This is a genomic window from Rosistilla oblonga (genome assembly GCF_007751715.1).
In the GTDB taxonomy this organism is placed as follows: Bacteria; Planctomycetota; Planctomycetia; order Pirellulales; family Pirellulaceae; genus Rosistilla; species Rosistilla oblonga.
Genome location: NZ_CP036292.1, coordinates 2,066,110 through 2,082,332, shown reverse-complemented (window position 1 = coordinate 2,082,332; position 16,223 = coordinate 2,066,110). Strand labels below are relative to the sequence as shown.

Sequence of the window (16,223 nt, the reverse complement as noted above, 5' to 3'; positions counted from 1 at the left end):
GTCTGCTTGCCCCCTCGACACAAGTATCATCGCGTGGAGGTGTGACAACTTAGGTCACAAGCCAATCGGCTAAGCGCGATCGATCGGGAATGTCAGCGTTTCAGAAAGCTCCCGCTTGCCAAGCAGGACGGCGACGAAGCGGTCGACGCCGAGAGCGCATCCGGAGCAGGTGGAGATGCCGTGCTGCATAGCTCTATAAAGTTGCCGCGGCATCGGCAGGCCGGGCTTCCCCATTTCCATGCGGGCCCTGTTGTTTTCGTCGCAGCGACGCAGCAGTTCTTCGGCATCCAGAAGTTCGCCGTAGCCGTTAGCGAGTTCGATCCCATCGATAAACAGCTCGAACCGCTCCGCCGTCCGCGGATCGTCGCGGCAGATCAACGCCAGGGCTGCTTGCGAGCTGGGGTAATGCGTCAGGATCGTCGGCTGGCCGCGTCCCAGATTGGGAACGACGGCGTGGTCGAATATCAGATTTAACCAGTCGTCGACGTGCTCGAAATCGAGTCCGGTGAGATCGATCCCCAGCCGGCTAGAATCTGCCCGCAACTGAGGCAGTGTCGCGGTCAGCGGATCGAATTGGGCGAACGCCTCAAACGCCGCCTGATACGTCATCTGCTGGCACGCGGGGCGATCGGTCACCCGGTCGACAAGCTGCGACAGCAGCTGGATCCCCTCTTCGAAGCGGTCGCCCATGCGGTACCACTCCAGCATCGTGAACTCTGGATTGTGGTTCGTCCCCCGTTCTCCCGCTCGAAAAGCGGGGCAGATCTGGTAGATCGCATCGGCTCCGCAGGCCAACAATCGCTTCATCGCAAATTCGGGCGAGCTCTGCAGATACAGATCATTGTGCGCATGAGGCAGCGACAACTGCAGCGCCTCGCGAGCGACCGTAACGGGATCGATATGTAGATCGACCATCGTTTCGGACGACAGCGTCGGCGTCTGGACTTCGAAAAATCCAGCGTCGTCAAAAAAGCCGCGGATCGACCGCAGGATCGCCGCCCGCTGGCGAAGCGTCTCGATCGCGGCGGTCGATTGAAAAGGAGGTTCGATCACTTGGCGATCAACTGAATCGCGTCGGCGTGCACGTTGCCGCCGGCTCCATCGCTGCTGATCGTGACCCGCACCTTGGCTCCCTTTTCCAGCGAAACGTCTGCAAACGTTGCGAACTTCGATTCAGCAGCCGGTTCGCCTCGCATGTCGACGCGCCGCGAGATCGTCTCGCCGCCTGCCTCCAGCGAAACGGGGACGGTGGTGCCGCGGTTGGGATGCGGGCCGTAAAGGACGCGGATGTCATAACTGCCCGCTTCCGGAGCCGCCGCTTCGAAGGTCATCGTCGCGCCGCTGCCCGGCGATGCGTAACGGTAACCGTAAGCGACGTAGCCCTTGAGTCCCTGGCCTTTGACCCACGGGCCGGAGACCTTCGCCTTTTCGTCGTCGATGACGAGACCCTTCATTTTTGCGGGATCGAGGCCCTCAAAGAGACCCGCCGGGCCGGCCAGCGGCAGCGCGTCGTCGGGGATAATCGTTTCGCCACCGACCTGCTTGCGGTAGGCCTTGCCGGGCAGTTCCAGCATCTCGGTCAATTGGTCCAAGTAGTCGGTGTAGACGCCGCGTGGCAAGCATTGGCGTTCGACACAAATCGCAGCCGCCTTGCCAACCACTTCACCCATCATCCCGCACGTCTTCATCACGCGAACCGTTCCCAACGCCTCATGCGTCACGCTAGCGCAACGCCCCGCCATGAACAGGTTGCTGATATTTCGCGAATAGAAACAGCGGTAGGGAATCGGATAACCGTACATCCGGTCGACTCCCTTGCCATGCACGGCGATCGAGATGAACGGGTTGTCGGGGAACTTGGCGGCGTATTGTTTCTTCGGATAGTGCAGATCGATCGACCAGGTACTCGGAACGGTTCCGTCGGGAAAATCTCGCTTCGAAACGATGTCCTCTTCGTTCAGCAGCACGTCACCGATCAGCCGACGGCTCTCGCGCGGCCCGCCGATATAAGCGACCCAGGTCAGGAAAGCGGTCCGGTGTTTTTCAGCTCCATCGCCATTCTTCATCGCGTTAAAGGCACCGTAGACGGCGCGGAGATTCCAGTCGCGAATCCCCTCAGCATCTCCCAGCGGATCCTTATCGAAACCGCTCTCCCAAAACCATTGCCCATGGTGGTCGCGGGGGTAGGGGAAGTCGGCCATCTTCAGCGGCAGCGCCCAAGGAGTTTCGGGGAACTCCGCCGGTTCGGCTTGTTCGTCCCAGGCCCACATGTTGCTCATCCCCATCCGCCCCTCGGGAGTCATCTCGAGATCGGCGCCGGCCCAGGCACCGATCCAAGCGTGGCCGGTGCAGTCGGCGAACAGCATTCCTTTGAATCGGCTGACCGCACCGTTGCGGGTATCAAAGGCATCGACCGACACGATTCGGTCCCCTTCGGTTTCGACAGCGAATGCGCGATGGTTCAGAAACAGATCGATGTTCTCTTCAGCGCGGACGACCTGTTCTTTCAGCTCGTCGACAAATTCCTCTTTCTTGCCAGGCGATTTGGTTGCGTTGTCGCTGATCTCCTCGATGATCTCGCCGATCCGTGGGTAGCGACCGCGGCGAATATTCCCCATCGCCCAGACACGGACTTCGCTCGAACCGTTTCCGCCCAAGACGCCGCGATCCTGGATCAGAGCGACTTTGCAGCCCATCCGAGCTCCGGAAATCGCCGCTCCCAGTCCCGAGTATCCGCCGCCGACAACGACCAAGTCGTATCCGATTCGCTCGACCGGTTCGTCTGCAATTCCCAGCTGCTCGCGTCGCCACTTCGACAGCACCTTTGATTCATTGGGTGGCGAGTTGGATTTGTCGGTGGTGAGGTAGATCGCGTCGCAGCGGCCATCGAAGCCGGTCTGATCGATCAATCGCAGCTCGGTTTTGCCGGCGGGCAAGTCGACGGTGCCGCCCGATTGCCAAGCCCACTCAGCGCCTTGGGTGCCAAACTCGGTTGCCAGTTTCTTCCCGTCGATCGCCAATTGAAAGCGGCCCGGAGTGCCGGGAGCATTCCAGCGGGCGACCCAATCTTTGGTGCGAACAAACACGTGGTAGGTGCCCGCTTCGGCAACCGTCACCTCTGTCGTGGCATCGTCGACCGGCGTGCCGATACCGTGAGCCAGCAGATAGGGAGAGCCCATTTCTTGGATGAACTGAGTGTCCAGTTTCCAGCCGCCATGGTTTTGGAAGCTTTCCGCTTCGACAAACAGTTCGGCCGCCGACGCGAAGACCGGGAAGGTCGTCAAAAGTAAAAGGGCTGCGATTCGCATGGTTGGATTCGACGGGGTTGCAGTGGGAAGTTTGTGGGGACCGAACGCCGTAAGCCTCGCTAAGGGCAGTCGGTCGCTCGCAGAGACGGTTCCGATTCTAATCGATCCAATCGCGACTGGCGAGATTCGCTGGCGAACTCGCCTTTAAGGCCACACATCCCGTAGCGTTGCCCGGCGCGACCGAACCTCGGGCGAGCGGCGGCTGTCCAAAAAGATGTGTTCGAGAATCGGCTAGCAAAGTCGCTAGAATCGGACTTTGTTTTGGAACGATTCTAAAAAATCTAGCCGATTCGAGGCCGATCCCGGCTTTCCCCCGAGAGCCAAGATCGGTAATATATCGCTCGGTCGCGGGGCGTGGCGCAGTCTGGCTAGCGCACCTGGTTTGGGACCAGGGGGTCGAAGGTTCGAATCCTTTCGCCCCGACCTTTTAAAGCCTGGAGATCTTTGTGGTCTCCAGGCTTTTTTCGTGCGCGGTGCGAGCGGTTTCGCCGCGGCAGCCGTCGGGTTTGTGGCGGATTGCTGCGAAGATCTCGGCCGGGAAAATGAATCGCTTGATTTATCGTGGGTTTTGTGATCCCGTAGGCTCTTTAGAATGAGCGTCTGCGGCACACTTCTGATTCGCCGCAAACAAATGCTCGAACCCATTTCTCAATTCCTTCGCAGCGGTGGTCGATCGGGATGAACGAGTCGCCTGAAGTCGTATTGATCTGCACCAGCCCCAAAGCGGGTTCGGGGCAGCGTCGCGACCTGGTGCCCAAGCTGGCCCATGCGCTCACCCAGCGTGGGCTGGAGGTGCGAAGCACTTCGGACATCGACCAATTAGCGGCGGATGCGAAGTCGTTGACCGCCGCGGGGCGACTGAAGGGAGTGGTTGCCGCCGGGGGAGACGGAACGCTATCGCTTGTCGTATCGCGATTGCCAGCGGAATCGCCAGTGATGCCGCTGCCGCTGGGGACCGAAAATTTGATGGCTCGCTACCTGGGGCATCGCCCCAGTGCCGAAGATGCTGCCGACACGATCATGCGACAGCGGACGGTGGTGATGGATGCGGCGCTCGCCGACGAGCGGCTGTTCCTGATCATGTGCAGTTGTGGCTTTGACGCAGAGGTGGTTCGGCGATTGCACACAACGCGCAGCGGCCACATCTGGAAGCTCAGCTACCTCGCTCCCGTCCTGCGGTCGATGATCGGTTACCACTTCCCCTCACTACGCTTGATCGATCGCCAGAGCGACGAACAGCCAGTGCCGGCGCGATGGGCGTTCGTCTTTAATGCGCCCCGTTACGCCGTCGGACTTCCGATCGCAGCCTGGGCCGACGGGACCGACGGCTGGCTCGATTCGGTCACGTTCGACAAGGGATCGGTCTATCGGGCCCTGCACTATCTGGCGCATATCTTTCGGCGGTCGCATCACACACTCGACGGAACCATCATCAACCGCAGCCGGCGATTTACCATCGAACCGACCGATCCGGGAGCCAAGATCCCCTACCAGCTCGATGGCGACTTCGCCGGCTACCTGCCCGTCGAGATCGCAGTCCAGCCGTCGCGAGTCACGATGCTGTTGCCTCAACATTGCCCCGTCGAATTCAAGACCGACACCGGCGGCCACCGCACAACAAACGCCCAGCACAGCCGAGAACCATCAGCCCGGCAGCTAACGTAGCAAAGGCCAACGGCGCAGGTTTCGGCCGCCCGCCGCGAATCCACCCGAGTCGAGGACCAAAGGTCCGGCGATTTGCACAGCCCAGGCCATCGGCCTGGGGGCCAGGCGTCCCACGCGAATTCACCCGAGCAGAGGACCGAAGGTTCGGCAATTTGCATAGCCCAGGCCAACGGCCTGGGGGGGCCAGGCGTCCCACACGAATTCACCCGAGTCGAGGACCAAAGGTCCGGCAATTTGCACAGCCCAGGCCATCGGCCTGGGGGCGGGTGTCCGCCGCAAATCCACCCCAATCGAGGACCGAAGGTCCGGCGATTTGCATAGCCCAGGCCAACGGCCTGGGGGCCCAGGCGTCCCACACGAATTCCCCCCGAGTCGAGGGCCGAAGGCCCGGTAATTTGCCCGCCTCTTCCCAACTGCCGGGCCTTCAGCCCTAACGTTTTGCGCTGCAGCCCGATTAACCAGGCCGATGGCCTGGGCTATGCAAATTGCCGAGCCTTCGGCCCTGGGGCACCTGGCCGGGCCTTCAGCCCTAACGTTTTGCGCTGCGGCCCGATTAACCAGGCCGTTGGCCTGGGCTATGCAAATTGCCGAGCCTTCGGCCCTGGGGCACCTTGCCGGGCCTTCAGCCCTAACCGATTTGCGCTGCGGTCCCATTACCCAGGCCGATGGCCTGGGCTATGCAAATCGCCGGGCCTTCGGCCCTGGGGCACCTGGCCGGGCCTTCAGCCCTAACATTTCGCGTTGCGATCCAACCACCCAGGCCGATGGCCTGGGCTATGCAAATCGCCGGACCCTTGGTCCTTGGGCACTCTGATTGTCGGACCTTCGGCCCTGTACAAACAAATTGCCGGGATGGCGAGCCAGCATACGCGGATTGAGTGGAGATTGGATGCGATTTGGCTTCGTGCTCCTACATCCTTGTGTCCGTGAATCAATCGTTAGGTATTTTCGCCATGTCGCAGTCGCTTGCTCAGGTCTGGCTCCACATCGTTTTCTCAACCAAAGAGCGTCGTCCGTTCCTGCAAGATGATGCGGTTCGCGACGAAATGTTCCGCATGTTGGCATATCGGGTGAAGGAGGCGAAGTGTTTCAGCGCATCGGTTGGGGGGCATTTCGATCATGTTCACCTGCTGGTTGGCCTGGCGAGAACCGTCACCATCGCAAACCTGGTCGAACACATCAAAACCGAAACCTCGCAATGGGCGAAGACAGCCAAAAACTGCTCGTCCCGATTCTCGTGGCAAGCTGGATATGCCGCGTTCTCGGTCAGTCATTCCCAGCGTGGAGTGGTCGATACGTACATTCGGAACCAGGGGCAACACCACCAACGGCTGGGATTCAAAGATGAGTTCAGAGCCATTTGCAAGCGACATGAAATTGAAATCGACGAGCGTTACGTGTGGGAGTAACGCTCCAGGAAGCGACCTCTACAGGACCGAAGGTTCGGCAGTTTGCATAGCCCAGGCCATCGGCCTGGGGGGCAGGCGTCCGGCACGAATTCACCCGAGTCGAGGACCAAAGGTCCGGCAGTTTGCATAGCCCAGGCCATCGGCCTGGGGGCCAGGCGTCCGGCACGAATTCACCCGAGCAGAGGACCGAAGGTTCGGCAGTTTGAATAGCCCAGGCCAACGGCCTGGGGGGCGGCGTCCGGCACGAATCCCCCCCCGAAATCGAGGACCGAAGGTCCGGTGGTTTGCCCGCCTCTTCTCAATTGTCGGGCCTTCAGCCCTAACCGATTTGCGCTGCGGTCCCATTAACCAGGCCGTTGGCCTGGGCTATGCAAATTGCCGAGCCTTCGGCCCTGGGGCACCTTGCCGGGCCTTCAGCCCTAACGTTTTGCGCTGCGGCCCGACTACCCAGGCCGATGGCCTGGGCTATGCAAATCGCCGAGCCTTCGGCCCTAGGGAATCTTGCCAGGGCCTTCGGCCCTGAAGGCGTAAGTCGACTAGCCTTTGGGCCCTGAGAATAGATCGGGCCGGAAGATGTGGCTTAGCCCAACAGGACTGCGCCGTGGTCGGCGTTGCAGCGGTCGACGACGTCGCCTCGCATTGCGTCGGCTTGAGCATTGGTTAGCGTGCTGTCGGGGCTTTGCAGATCGATGCTCATCAGAATCCGCTTCTTCCCTTCGCCATCTTTTGCCGGGTCGCGATAGGTTTCGACATACTTGAGGTCAGCCAAGACAGGACCGACTGCCGCGCGGACGCTGGCGGCCAGATCGACCCAGCGGATCGCTTCGTCGACGACAAGGTTCAGGTCGCGCGAGACCGATGGGAAGGGGCTGACGCTGCGGAACTGAGGGACCAGGTGCGCCGCGGCGAGCATCGCGTCGAGGTTCAGTTCGAAACAGGTCGTTGTTTTTTCAAGCTTCAAGCTCTTCTGGACATCCGGGCACAACTGACCGACGTAGCCGATCAATTCGCCTGCGATCGTCAGTTCGATTGACCAAGCTTTATCGAGTCCGTGGACTTCGACTTGGCGAACGTCGGGAACTGCGGCGATCCCCAGTCGTCGCAGCAGCGTCTCGACGATTCCTTTGACTTGATAGAAGTCCTGCCCCGAAACGCCAGCGACGCAGTACTGTTCTTCGGGCAAGCCGTCGACTTCCGCTGGCGGAACGTAGATGTGAGCGACTTCGAACAGTTCCGCATCAGCACCAGACGCGGCTTGATTGGCGTGGCGACTGTCCAGCAAGCTCGGCAGGATGCTGCGGCGGAGCGTCTTGGCTCCTTTCAAAAGCGCCGTTTCGGTCGTCAGCGGCTGGCGATCGGTCCAGGGGCTGACGAGTTCATCGACGTCAGCTGGGACGACGCTAGGCGTCATCGCTTCGCTGATTCCCGATCCGACAAGGACGTCGCGGATCTTGGAGACCGCTTCGTCAAACGGACGCTTCTGGCTGGCGGCGACCGGGATCGGGCTGTCGTCGGGGATTTTTTCGTAGCCGTAAATCCGCGCGATCTCTTCGATCAGATCGATCTCGCGCGTCAGGTCGTGTCGCCACGACGGCGGGCAGGTGTGGATCTTGTCGACATCCGCAGTCTGCTCGTCGCAGCCTAGCGCGGTGAGGATCTTGCGGATCTCGTCGTCGGGAACCTTGACGCCCAGCACACGCTCGACTTGCGCCAAACGCAGACAGACGTTGGTCGGTGCGGGCAGCTGAGGTTCCGTGTCGGCAACTCCCTGTTCCAGGGTTCCGCCAGCGATTTCGAGGATCAATTCGCAGCAACGGCGACTGGCCCAATCAACGCCTTGCGGATCGACGCGGCGCTCAAAACGGAACGACGACGGACTGTGCAGCTTCAACTTGCGAGCGGTCCGGCGGACGCTGAGCGGAGTAAAGACGGCGGATTCGATCAACAGGTCGGTCGTCGACTCGGTGACTTCGGTCGACGCGCCACCCATCACCCCGGCGACCGCAACGGCGCGATCGCGATCGGCGATCACACACATCTCCGGATCCAAGGTGTACGTTTTGTGATCGATCGCTTCGATCTCTTCCTCGGGCCTCGCCGGGCGGACGACGATCTCATCGCCAGCCAGCTTCGCGAGGTCAAACGCGTGCAGCGGTTGGCCGCATTCCATCAGGACAAAATTGGTGATATCGACAACGTTGTTGACACTGCCGATGCCGACAGCACGCAGCGCTTCGACCAGCCAATCGGGGCTGGGGCCAACTTTTACGCCGCGGATCACGCGAGCTGTATAGCGCGGGCAGGCGTCGGAAAAAACGTTGGTGACGCGAATCGAATCGCTTGCCTTGCCGGAACCTTCCGCCGGTTCGGGTTGCGGCTTACAGAGAGGCAGTTCGTACAGCACCGAGATCTCGCGAGCCACACCGATGTGCCCCAGGCAATCGCCGCGGTTGCTGGTGACTTCCAGATCGATGACGGTTTCGCCATCGACGACTTCGGTCCCCTCGTGATTCAGCCCCGTCATGCTCAAGCGTTCGGAGAGCTCGGGTTCGGTCATCGGAAGGTCGACGTAACGGCGAAGCCAATTCCAAGATACAAGCATCGGGGCAACTCTTCGTGTGTTGGATCAGTCGGTGAAAACGCCGATCAGAACTGGCTGAGGAACCGAATGTCGCCGCTGAAAAGATCGCGGATATCGGTGACCGCATGGCGTCGCATGCAGAGGCGTTCGACGCCCAGGCCAAATGCAAATCCGGTGACCTCTTCGGGGTCGTAACCGACTGCGGTGAGAACGGCGGGGTCGACCATGCCGGCGCCGCCAAATTCGATCCAGGAGCCGTTCCACCAGTAATCGACTTCGACGCTCGGTTCGGTGAACGGGAAAAACGACGGCCGGAAGCGGACCTTAACCTCTTCGCCCAGATAGCTGGTGGCGAACATGTTCAGTACGGTCTTCAGGTTGGCCATCGTAACGCCACGATCGATCAACAGACCTTCCATTTGATGGAACATCGGATAGTGCGTGGCGTCGGCTTCGTCGGGACGGTAGACGCGGCCCAGCGAGATCACGCGGATCGGCGGCTGGCGGTTTTCCATCACGCGAATCTGAACCGTGCTGGTTTGGCTGCGCAGCAACCGGTCACCTTCGGCGTACGTCTTGCCGCTGCCGTTGCGTTCCGCAGTGGCCAGGTAGAAGTTATCCAGCGGATCGCGAGCGGGGTGATCCTCGGGAATGTTCAGAGCGACGAAGTTGTGCCAAGGGTCCTCGACTTCGGGACCTTCGACGACTTCAAACCCCATCCGCCCCATGATCTCTTTGAGATGTTCGATCGTCTGAGTGACGGGGTGAACGTGTCCCAAGCGAACAGGATTGCCAGGGAGCGTTGGGTCGGGAGCGGGGCCCGATTTCTGGGCCCGCTGAGAAAGCTGTTCGACAGCTTGTTCGAACGATGCTTGGATGTTCCCCTTGGCCGCGTTGAGTCGCATACCAGCCGCCTTTTTGTCCGGTCCATCGACCGAACTCATCTGCTGCTGGACCGATTTCAACTGGCCGTTTTTGGCACCGAGAAAACGGATTCGAACCTCTTCGAGTCCGTCGTTATCGGTCGCTTCGCGAAACGCCGCGACCGCTTGGGATTCAAGATCGTCTAGCGATCGAATGAAGTCTGCGAGTGCCATAGGTCCAAGAAATTACTTTCGCGGCTGCCCGGAATCGCCCGGGCTGCGGGGAATCTGCGGCGATCAGGCGATCGCGGCTTTGGCCTGTTCAACGATCACGTCGAAGGCCTGAGGATCGTGAATCGCCAGTTCCGACAATTGCTTACGATCGAGTTGGATGTCGGCTTTCTTCAGGCCGTACATGAACTGGCTGTATCGCATCTCGCGTTGTTGACAAGCGGCGCTGATACGGGTGATCCACAAGCGACGGAAGTCACGCTTCTTGACGCGACGATCGCGGTAGGCGTAAGCACCACTTCGCAGCAGAGTCTCTTTGACGCTGCGCAACAGGGTTCCGCGTCCGCCGACAAAACCTTTGGCGCGTTTGAAAAGACGTTTTTTAGCTTGGGTGCGAGCTGCACCTTTAGTCGTACGCATCGATCGTTCCTTGCGTGTTTGGCAACCTCGGGCCGCCCCGCTCTATCGGCGAGACTGTTTCTGCCCAGCTGCTTGGTGAATGGGATTCTTTTTGTTTTGCCGCCTGAGCGGCCGGCAGCTGGGATTAGTAGCTGTTGCCGCTGAGGGCTGCGTGGATTGTCTTTTCCATGCAAACGTCCATCGCGCCGGTACCACGCAAGTTTCGCTTACGCTTTTGCGACATGCGAGCTTGCAAGTGGCTGGTGCCGCTCTTGCGGTGCATCGCTTTGCCTGTGGCCGACAGACGAAAACGCTTCTTCGTGCCTTTGTGGGTCTTCATTTTGGGCATTTTCGGGAGCCTTTCAATTATGGATTATGCAACAGTTGCAATCTTCGGTCGGAATGAATCGCGTACTATAACGATAACGAAGCTTCTTCAAAAGCCCCAATCAGAACTTCCATCGATACTCGATGCGTCCGCCGGTCAAATCGCTAGCATTATCTCGCCAAGCCCACATGCCGTCCAGGCGGATCAGCGTCCGATGGCTGATCGGGATTTGGTACCGCGTTCCAAACGCTAGCTCCTCGCCCGCAGCATTGCGATCGTCTGGGTTATCCATCACTCCGACGTAGGCCGCTTCGACAACCAATTGGTGATCGAAGGCGGGGCCCAGCAAATTGATGCCGACCGCGCCGCCATAGGTATTGTTTGCCGTGGCGTCGAGAGTGGGGAAGCCGTTGATACCGTCGGTTTCAAAGTTGATCCCAGTATTTCTCAGCACGCCGCCAGCCGCCGCCGCGCGAGCGACCGATTGAGGGCGGCCAAAACCAGCGAATGCGTTCAGGTAGGGGACAAAGCGGAGGGCATCTCGCGAGACCCAAGCGTTTTCGATCAGCACCAAAGCTCCATCGGCTGTCCGCTGGTCACGCGGTAGATCCTGTCCGAAATTGCCGATCACGCGGACTGTGTTCGCCACTCGCCAGAAATAACGCCTGGCGAAACTGAGGGTCACGTTGTGGTAGCTGCGATCGCTGTTGGTGCGATCATCGACGTATGCGTAGCCCGATTCGATGTAGCCATCGTAGGCTTCGATAAACCACGCGGTACCGAACAGGTGAGCCGCATTTTTGTCGCCGGGAAAGGCGTCGCTGTTGAGCTGGTCGACGGCTGCAAAAAATGTCGCGTCGAAGTTGGACCATCGCAGGAATTTGCTGTTCTTCGACGGAAGTGCAAACGCGGCTCCAGCGACGGCGTCATCCATCCAGATGCCGTTTTGATACAGCAGCGGAATCAGCCCGGCGGTGAAGGGCAGATCGAACGGGTACCAGGTATCGGTCAGCCCGCCGGTGATCGCTCCTAGGTCGCCTTCGAAGAAGGCGGTGATAAAGTCGGCGTTAAACGCGTCTTGCGCGTCGAAGTCGTCATCGACAAAGTTGATCCCGGTAAAGTCGCCGCCGCGATTGAGCGGCTGGATGAAGGCGTGGAAGCGTTCGGTCGAGGTGATCCCCCAATCAAGGTCGAGCCGGAATTGCGCGGCCATGTTGTGGAAGTCGCCGCCGGCGTTTCGCCCGCCGCCATATCCGGCGCGATAATCGCCGTACATGTAGAAGTGTTGTTGAACGAGGTTCGTCTCCCCGAGGAACGTTTGGCTGCGAGGGATCATGCCGTTGAGGAAAAGCGGCAGGCCCCACTCGATCAACGGACGCTGAACCGGAACCGGGCTCTTCCCGTCGTAGGGGCGTCGCGCCTCGGCGGCATCGTAAGTGAAGGCGGCATCGGGAAGCGGGGTCGGCGAAAAATCGCCCGCCCAAGGAACCAATTGAGGTGCGTAGATGCTGGCCCCATCGAGCGTGCTGGACTGGACCGCCGAAGCGAGCCGACCTGGCATCGGTTCACTGCTGCGAGCCGTTGCCGGTTGTGCAGCTTGCCGCGTGGCAACCGTAGCCGCGGGCGTGCCAGCAGCGACCGGAACCGTCGACGGATCGGGCAACCGCGTCGGGGCTGCGTCGGCCGCCTGGCTGCGGATCACCGGCATCCCCAACTGCACACCGCTGGTGGCGGTCGCATATTGGGCGCCGGCGGTTGTCGCCAGCAGCGATGCAACGATCAGCAAGCTGGCGAAGATCGTCGCAGCGGGGCGGCTGACGATAAGGATCGCTGAGGCATGCATGGCTGCTCGGTTCGATGGGGGGAGTAATTGGAACATGGTTAGCGAACGAAGATTTCCGTCGTTTGCGGAGCGATGTCCATGATCTGTTCATTCATCCGACGGATCATTTCGGGCGTCGATTTGCAAAGCCGCATGAAGTAGGGCGGTTCCAAGCGAGCGCGGAAGCGAGCCGAGATCCTGTAGGTTCCCGGTTGACGGAACGCGTCGGCAGGGATCCGGTAGCTTGCGGTTTTGACACCGTCGGGTGGAATCGAGTGGGCTTCCATGCGAATGAACGGCGGGTGGTTGAGGACCGAAAACGGTACGTTCCCCGGACGCAGGAAAGGGATCTGATCGACGTCGACGTTGACCGGCAGCGGAAATTCGCGGTCGGGTCCTTTGACGTTGGTGATCAAGAACTTTGTCTGCAAGTTGAACAACTGGTAGTCCGGGCGGATCTTTCCGTTAGCCACATCCTCGCTCATCAGTTCCGCCAGATCGCCGTTGCTGTCCAAGTATCCGGTCTCCCAGACGATCCTTCCAAACGGATCGATCAACGTGACGTTCAACCACTGTTGCGGCTGGGCTCCCAACGACGCGGTCGGTAGGTTGTGACCATCGCTGCCGTTGTGGACATGGATCTTGAAATTCAACGGTTTGTTGACTCGCGGCTGAGACTTCAAGTGAGGCCCGTCCAGCCTGACCGCAGCGGAGAGCGTCGCGATACCGGAATCTCGTTTCTCCACAGCCCGTTTCAAGTTCGAATCGATGATCTTCCGCGCGTCGCGGCGATCGTCGGCATCGTCCCAAGGGGGCGGGAAGTGCATCCCTTGAACGCCGCGGATGCTGCGTTCAAAGTCCTCGGTTCCCCAACCGGCTCGCCAATCGAACGACAACCATTCCCGCGGCGACCAACGGTCGGCTTTGGGATTGTGAGGGAAGACGCCGGGGTGAGCGATCGAATAGTTGGGGCCCCAAAAATTGTGATTGGAGAATTTCCGCGGTGGCCCAAACGGCTTGCCCGCCAATTCGGCAATCGGTTCGCAAGAGTAACCGTAGGCTTTGCCAGGGGTGTGCCCCATATGACAATCCTGACAGGAGACGCCGTTCTTCCAGGCTGGCGAGTTGCGGTATTGGTTCCACACAACCTCTAACGCGATCCCTGGATGGACCGCCACCTGGTGGCACGGCATACAGAATTCGCTGCGTGAGAGCGGTTCGAAGAAGCGTCCCTCCAGGTGCATCGCTTGGCCGGGACCCTTATCGTCGGGACTCAGTTTCAGTTTGTGCTTGTCTTTTTCCGCGATCGCTTGATTGACGCCCGCACCACCAACGTTTCCATAAACCGGGGCGTGAATGTCGCCCGGTTCGACCCGGCGAGCTCCGTTGACTTTGTTGTACATCTCGTTGACGCGGTGGCAGGCGATGCAGGTGATCCCCTCGCGAATCACGACCGGTGCGTCGAGGATCGTCGTCGAGCGTTCGATGCTTTTCATCTGCGTCGCGACGGGCATGTGGCAGCGGACACAAAAGTAGCCGACGGTGCCCTGCGACAATTCGCTGATCAACTGTTCGAAGACCTGGAACATCGGCGAGATACCAGCGTAGGCGTGGCTGCTGGCTCGCCAATCCTCGTAGTGTTTGGGATGGCATTTGGCGCAGGTCGCCGCCGAGGGATAGCAGTCCTCAGCCCACAACGCCTCGTGGGGATCGGGAGTCTTTTTAGCCTTCGGAGCATCGGCTCCCTTGTCGCCGCCACCGCCACGCGAGCGGCGGTTACGCGGGCCCAAACCGCCCAGCGGGTCGTCGTCTCCGCCCAGCGAGAGCGGATCATCGGCGGGGGCGAGCGGATCGTCCTTTTCCAGTTGAGCCATCCGATGGGCGGCGGCTAATTGGGCGCGGATCGAATTATCGGGAACGCTTGCCGCATCGTAGCGGTAGCTTCCGTGGATCATATGGACCGCTCTACCGGCGGAATTGCTGGCGGCAGTATAAGGATCGACCGCCGCAGGGGCGGCACCGCCGGCAGCTTGCGGTGCGACTTGAGGCATCATCAGTTGAGCCGAAGAAGGACGTCCGCTCCAAGTTGTGGTGCAGCCGGGCGGCAACTGGCTGAGAACTTCGCCGGGAATCTCCGGAACCTGGTCGTCGCTGGTCAATCCGATCCCGGGCCGCATCGCGACATCGCCGCCATATGGCATCGGCGACTGCCCATGGACGGAGTGGACCACCGACGCGAGGGCCATCAAGGCCGCTATAACTCGTCGATTCATCGCACTCATGCCAGTCCTTCCTTTGTTTAGATATGTATCCCTTGTAGGATCGACCAATCCCACCCTCAAATCGAAATTGCTGCTAACAACCCGAGCGTCTTCCCGAATCGTCAAAGCTTGACATGAATGCGACATTTCGCCGCTAGCAAAGCCGTGGAAGAATCTGCTCGCTCGAAAAATAAGCTAGGGTTTAGATACCGCCACGCTGAACCCCGCCGAGCGAAATGTATGTCAGACGTTTCCACCCCAGCCTCTTTCTTTCGTTGCCCGATCTCGGGTGAACGCGCCATCGGTGTATTAAAGGTTGGGCGGAGACGCATTCCAGTCACGCTGGTCGACGCTTCGATCGAGGGCTACACGCTTCGAGTTGCCAAGAAGTATGCGAGAAAGTTGCGGAAAGATCGGAAATGGATCCTGATCGCGCAGCACGAACGAACGCTCGTCTGGCCACAATGGCGGTTCACTGCTGAAAACGGTGCCGCCACGATTGCGGTCTGCCGATTGCAAGACATCACGCCGCAGGAGGGAGTTCGGCGGACGTGGCAGCTGACCGGCAGCATCCCCAAGGATTCGGGGTCGAGCCTCTCGGGAATGGCTCTGGGAGGAATGCTGCTGTTGATGATCGCGATCGTCTGTCTGCCTGGGATCGGCGACGATCTGGGCACCGCCCCAAGGATCGGTTCCTTTTTAAGCGACGCCCTGCGAGGCTTCGGGATCTCGGTTCGGCAGTTTCTGAATTCTTGACGACCTGATAAATTGGGCGTCCTCGTTTTGCGTCTTTACTTCAGGAATTCAGCATGTCCGATGCTTCGATCGATCTCCGCGACTACATCCGCGACGTCCCCGACTTCCCCAAGCCTGGGATTTTGTTTCGCGACATCACGCCGCTGCTGAAATGCCCAATCGCAATGTCGGCGGTCATCGATCGCTTGGCCGCTCCCTATCTGGATCAGAAAATCGACGTCGTCGCAGCCGCCGAAGCGCGAGGTTTTATCTTCGCTGCACCGCTAGCAATCCGATTGAACGCTTCGTTTGTTCCGATTCGTAAACCTGGCAAGCTGCCGTTCACCTCGCACTCGTTGACCTACGATCTCGAATACGGGACCGACACGGTGCAGATGCATGTCGATGGGGTCGAACCATCGCAGCGAGTGCTGGTGCTGGACGATCTGTTGGCTACCGGAGGTACCGTCGACGCCTGCTGCCAATTGTTGGAGAAGTGCGGCGCGGAGATCGTAGGCTGCGCGTTTGTGATCAACCTCAAAGCCCTTGGCGGCGAGCAGCGGTTGAGCAAATACCCGCTGCATTCATTGCTGACTTACGAATAAACGCCGCTTGTCTCGC

General features: G+C 60.0%; 12 protein-coding genes and 1 tRNA gene. 5 read left to right on the top strand and 8 right to left on the bottom strand.

All coding sequences use genetic code 11. The features are described 5' to 3' along the window. Positions 1-69: 69 nt before the first annotated feature. On the bottom strand, positions 70-1,053 hold the full coding sequence (epmA, locus tag CA51_RS07410) for an EF-P lysine aminoacylase EpmA (protein ID WP_197451661.1): 984 nt from the start codon (positions 1,051-1,053) through the stop codon (positions 70-72). Beyond that, positions 1,050-3,308 (bottom strand): FAD-dependent oxidoreductase, encoded by a 2,259-nt coding sequence (locus CA51_RS07405; RefSeq protein WP_145119210.1) that lies wholly within the window; start codon positions 3,306-3,308, stop codon positions 1,050-1,052. Before CA51_RS07405 ends, epmA begins: the two co-directional genes overlap by 4 nt. Positions 3,309-3,656: 348 nt before the next feature. Between CA51_RS07405 and CA51_RS07400 the strand changes: the two genes are divergently transcribed. From CA51_RS07400 to tnpA, 3 genes are all read left to right on the top strand, one after another. Beyond that, positions 3,657-3,731: transfer RNA gene (locus CA51_RS07400), tRNA-Pro, on the top strand. A 255-nt stretch (positions 3,732-3,986) separates the two neighbouring features. After that, on the top strand, positions 3,987-4,973 hold the full coding sequence (locus CA51_RS07395) for a diacylglycerol/lipid kinase family protein (RefSeq protein ID WP_145119208.1): 987 nt from the start codon (positions 3,987-3,989) through the stop codon (positions 4,971-4,973). Between the two features lie 896 nt (positions 4,974-5,869). Further along, the gene (gene tnpA, locus CA51_RS07390; RefSeq protein ID WP_231746049.1) at positions 5,870-6,382 is read left to right on the top strand and encodes an IS200/IS605 family transposase; all 513 of its coding nucleotides are present in this window, start codon (positions 5,870-5,872) and stop codon (positions 6,380-6,382) included. 580 nt (positions 6,383-6,962) lie between these two features. On the opposite strand, the gene pheT is transcribed toward tnpA, so the two are convergent. From pheT to CA51_RS07360, 6 genes are all read right to left on the bottom strand, one after another. After that, complete coding sequence (pheT, locus tag CA51_RS07385) at positions 6,963-8,984, bottom strand: phenylalanine--tRNA ligase subunit beta (RefSeq protein WP_145119206.1); 2,022 nt, start codon at positions 8,982-8,984, stop codon at positions 6,963-6,965. 44 nt (positions 8,985-9,028) lie between these two features. Next, positions 9,029-10,060, bottom strand: a complete 1,032-nt coding sequence (gene pheS / locus CA51_RS07380; protein ID WP_145093648.1) for a phenylalanine--tRNA ligase subunit alpha — start codon at positions 10,058-10,060, stop codon at positions 9,029-9,031. Positions 10,061-10,123: 63 nt separating this feature from the next. After that, positions 10,124-10,477, bottom strand: coding sequence for a 50S ribosomal protein L20 (gene rplT, locus CA51_RS07375; protein WP_145119204.1), 354 nt, complete (start codon positions 10,475-10,477; stop codon positions 10,124-10,126). A 124-nt stretch (positions 10,478-10,601) separates the two neighbouring features. Then, positions 10,602-10,805, bottom strand: a complete 204-nt coding sequence (gene rpmI / locus CA51_RS07370) for a 50S ribosomal protein L35 (RefSeq protein WP_145119202.1) — start codon at positions 10,803-10,805, stop codon at positions 10,602-10,604. 100 nt (positions 10,806-10,905) lie between these two features. Next, complete coding sequence (locus CA51_RS07365; RefSeq protein ID WP_145119200.1) at positions 10,906-12,627, bottom strand: hypothetical protein; 1,722 nt, start codon at positions 12,625-12,627, stop codon at positions 10,906-10,908. Between the two features lie 38 nt (positions 12,628-12,665). After that, a complete protein-coding gene (locus CA51_RS07360; RefSeq protein ID WP_231746048.1) occupies positions 12,666-14,879 on the bottom strand; it encodes a multiheme c-type cytochrome in 2,214 nt (737 codons plus the stop codon). Positions 14,880-15,107: 228 nt separating this feature from the next. Between CA51_RS07360 and CA51_RS07355 the strand changes: the two genes are divergently transcribed. Continuing rightward, positions 15,108-15,623, top strand: a complete 516-nt coding sequence (locus CA51_RS07355; RefSeq protein ID WP_145119198.1) for a hypothetical protein — start codon at positions 15,108-15,110, stop codon at positions 15,621-15,623. 53 nt (positions 15,624-15,676) lie between these two features. After that, entirely contained in the window at positions 15,677-16,207 is a 531-nt protein-coding gene (locus tag CA51_RS07350) for an adenine phosphoribosyltransferase (protein ID WP_145119196.1), read from the top strand. The last annotated feature ends 16 nt before the right edge of the window (positions 16,208-16,223 follow it).